Annotated in this window: 3 protein-coding genes; all 3 read right to left on the reverse strand. The window is 64.6% G+C overall.

All coding sequences use genetic code 11. The features are described 5' to 3' along the window. Window positions 1-773 (reverse strand): GNAT family N-acetyltransferase (locus tag ABI213_RS22405; protein WP_348028722.1); only part of this gene is annotated, 773 nt, incomplete at its 3' end. A gap of 1 nt (window position 774) precedes the next feature. Further along, window positions 775-2,100, reverse strand: coding sequence for an FAD-binding oxidoreductase (locus tag ABI213_RS22410; protein WP_348028724.1), 1,326 nt, complete (start codon window positions 2,098-2,100; stop codon window positions 775-777). A gap of 90 nt (window positions 2,101-2,190) precedes the next feature. Continuing rightward, window positions 2,191-3,630 (reverse strand): aldehyde dehydrogenase family protein, encoded by a 1,440-nt coding sequence (locus ABI213_RS22415; RefSeq protein WP_348028725.1) that lies wholly within the window; start codon window positions 3,628-3,630, stop codon window positions 2,191-2,193. Between the last annotated feature and the right edge of the window lie 119 nt (window positions 3,631-3,749).

The raw sequence follows: 3,749 nt of genomic DNA on the forward strand, positions 1-3,749 counted from the left end.
AGGCCGATGGCGGTCAGCCAGGGCGACAGGCCGCTGTCCTCGGTCACGTCCACACGGACGAAGCCACCGCGATGGCGGCTGGCGAGCGTGGCGATCAGGGCCTTCGCGGTGGCCGCGTCGCTGGCGATGACGGGACCGATCACGAGGCCGCGACCGAACTCACGTATGCCAGCATAGCCCTGCACGCCGGAGCCCTGATCGGCGACGACTATCGGGCCTGCCTTTAACAGGGCGGCCAGCAATTTTTTCCGGTCCATGCCCGTGGCAGCAAGGTCGAGTCGGCGCACGGCCTCGTTATCGCCGGCCTGCAGGGGGCGGACGCCGATGGCTTTGGTGACAGGAAGGGGATCGGCTGGCAGCACCGCCTGATGCTGGAATACCTGCCCCACGGGTACGAAGCCCAGCTGGGTATACAGGCGCAAGCCTTCCTGCGTGGAGTTGAGGATAAGGGCCCGGTCGCCCGCCTCGTGCAGCAGCGCGTCCATCAATGCGCGCCCTAGGCCCCGACCTTGCATCTCTGCAGCGACGATGATCATGCCGAGCGAGGCATGGGTGTCGCCATAAGGCCACCACAGTGCTGTGCCAACAAGGCGACCGTCCACCTCCGCCGCGATGCCATTGCCAAGTTCGAATGCGAAGCGCCAGTCGGCCTCACGGTAGGGCCATGCCAGCGCGGATGACAGCGCCACGGCATGCGGCAGGTGATCTGCACGCAGCGTGCTCAGGCGTGGCACTTTTGCATCCATTGGCGCGCTCGCGTGAATGGACGACATGCTAAAACTCCGCAACCTTGCCCCAGGCGGACGACTGAAAACGGTCCGGGTGGTAGGGCCGGGGATCTACGATCGGTGTGGCGCCGCTGACGATGTCGGCGATCAGATGGCCCGCGCCAGGACCAATGCCGAACCCGTGGCCACTGAATCCGGCCGCCAGTACCAGGCCGGGGACGCTGGCGACTTCGCCGATGCCGGGCACACCATCGGGCGTGCTGTCGATATAGCCGGCCCAGGCCGCAGTGACCTTGCGTTCTTTCAGCGCCGGGACCAGGTCCAACGCGCGCTGGTAGGTCAAGCGCACGACCGCCTTGTCCACTGCGGGATCGAGAATGCGCATCCGCTCCATCGGCGTCGGCTGGTCCAGCCGCCAGCGGGACATGCCTTCATGGCCCGACCGTATGCCTTCCAGCCCGCCCAGTGCCAGGTTGCGCCAGCGGCGTAAGAACATGGGCAGAAATTGTGCGGAAAAACGCAGCATTTGCGGCGTGGGATCCACCCGCCCGCGACCGCTGATGGACACCGTGTAACCGCCGTCGCCGCGGCGGGTCATGGTCACGGCGGCGGTATGGAGTACGGGCGGCAGCTCGCTGGCGCCCGGCGACACTGCCAACACTGTTTGCCGGATGGCGGCTTGCGGAAACCGGATGCCGTACTGGCGACAGAATGAGGAGGCCCAGGCGCCACCAGCCAGCACAGCGACCTTGGTGCGTATGGTGCCCTTCTCCGTGACAACGCCCGACAAGCGCCCGCCTTCCATCTCGATGCCGCGCGCCGCGCAGCCCTGGTGCACACTGCCACCGAGCTTCATCACCGCCCGTGCGACCGCCGGGGCCGCGCGCGAAGGGTCTGCCGTGCCATCCGTAGGTGAGACGACGCCTCCTTTCCATGGCTTGCCCGTGATGCGACCGCGTTGGGCCGCCTCTTTGGCCGTTAGCATCTGCGTTTTCACGCCGACGGTGCGGGCGAATTCGCCCCAGCGCGCCCAGCCGGCCAGCTCCGCCTCGTTATTGCTGAGGTAGAGCAGGCCGCAGCGGTTGAACCCCGTCTCCTCCCCCGATTCGGCGGTGAATTGCTCCCACAGGTCTAGGCTTTTGGTGGCTATCGGCAGTTCGCGGGCATCGCGGTTCTGCTGGCGGCACCAGCCCCAGTTACGGCTCGACTGTTCTGCACCGATCAGCCCCTTTTCGACCAGCGCGACCTTCAAGCCGCGCTTGCTCAGGTAATAGGCGGTAAAGCACCCGATGATGCCGCCGCCAATGATCACCACGTCGGCATGGGTCGGCAGGTCTGGTGTAGTTTCTACGGGTGTTAAAGGTGCAGGCATTGTCAGAAGGTTCTGTCAGGGTAGATGAAGATTAAAAACGGTGCGGGCTTTCACCAGCCGCCGAAGCCGGAGTGGGAAGTTCCGGCTGCATCAGTAGCCGATGATGGCCTTGGTCTCCAGGTATTCTTCAAGACCGTAGACACCATATTCGCGGCCATTGCCCGAGCGCTTGTAGCCGCCAAACGGGGCGTGTCCGTTCCATGTCGGGTAGTTGATGTGCACTTGCCCGGCACGGATGCGGCCTGCCACCCGCCGTGCCCGTTCCGGGTTGCTCGACTGCAGGTGTGCACCCAGGCCGTAGATGGTGTCGTTGGCCATGGCGATGGCTTCTGCCTCATCCTGGTAAGGCATGATCACCAGCACCGGGCCAAAAATTTCTTCTTGTGCGATCCGCATGCCGGGGGTCACGTTGGAGAACACCGTTGGCTGTACGAAGAAGCCGTGCTCCAGCCCGGTCGGCAGGCCTGGCCCACCACAGAGCAGCTTGGCGCCTTCGTCGATGCCGACCGCAATCATGGCCTGCACCCGGGCGTATTGCGCGGCATTGGCGATCGGGCCCATGGTGGTTTTTTCATCGTGTGGATCGCCCACGTCGATGCTGGCCGCAGCCGCCACCGCCAAGGCTTCCACCTCGGCCAGCCGCGAGGCCGGCACCAGCATCCGCGTCGGAGCGCTGCAGGACTGGCCCACATTGCGCATGCCTGCCAGCACACCCTTGGCAACGCCGTTCTCAAAGTCGGCATCGTCAAGAAATACATTGGGCGACTTGCCGCCGAGTTCCTGCACCACGCGTTTGACCGTCACGGCGGCAGCCTGCGCTACCAGCACACCCGCGCGTGTCGATCCGGTGATGGAAATCATGTCAACCTCCGGGTGCGATGCCAGCGCTGCACCCACGACCTCGCCGGTGCCGCCGACCAGGTTGAATACGCCGGCCGGTACGCCCGCATCGTGCATCACCTGCGCGAACAGCTGTGCGCTGTAGGGCGAAAGCTCGCTGGGCTTGAGTACCACGGTGCAGCCGGCTGCGATCGCTGGCGCGACCTTGGCGGTGATCTGGTACAGCGGCCAGTTCCAGGGAGTGATCAGTGCGCAGACGCCAATATGCTCTTTTGCCATGGCGGTGCCGCCCTCGCTGGAAAGAAAGTTGTAGCGCTGCAGCACCTCCATCTGCACGCGCACATGGGCGGTGCCATAAGGCACATGGGACGCTCGGGCGAATCCGATCGCGGCGCCCATCTCGGTCACGATAGCTTGTGCGAACAGTTCCGAGCGTTCCTCCAGCAGTGCCAGGATGCGGCCTAGCAGGTCCAGCCGCTCCTCCACCGTGCTACGTGAAAAGGTCTCGAACGCCCGCCGGGCAGCCGTCACGGCGAGATCGACATCGGCCGCTGAGCCACCAGCGATATGCCCCACGACCTGTTCGGTAAATGGATCGACGACGGCGATCTGCGGTGCGTCGGAGCGGTCGATCCACTGACCATCGATATAGAGTCGCGCGTCGTTGAGGTTGAGGTTGGGGGCTGCCATGGTCTAGCTTTCTGTGCGTGTGCGGTACTGTTGCGTTCTTAGGCCATGACCCATACTTTGCGCACGGTTTCAATGGTGCGCCAAGTGCCGATGTAGCCGGGCTTCATGATGAAGCAGTC

It is taken from the genome of Rhodoferax sp. (assembly GCF_039922535.1).
GTDB lineage: Bacteria > Pseudomonadota > Gammaproteobacteria > Burkholderiales > Burkholderiaceae_C > Rhodoferax_B.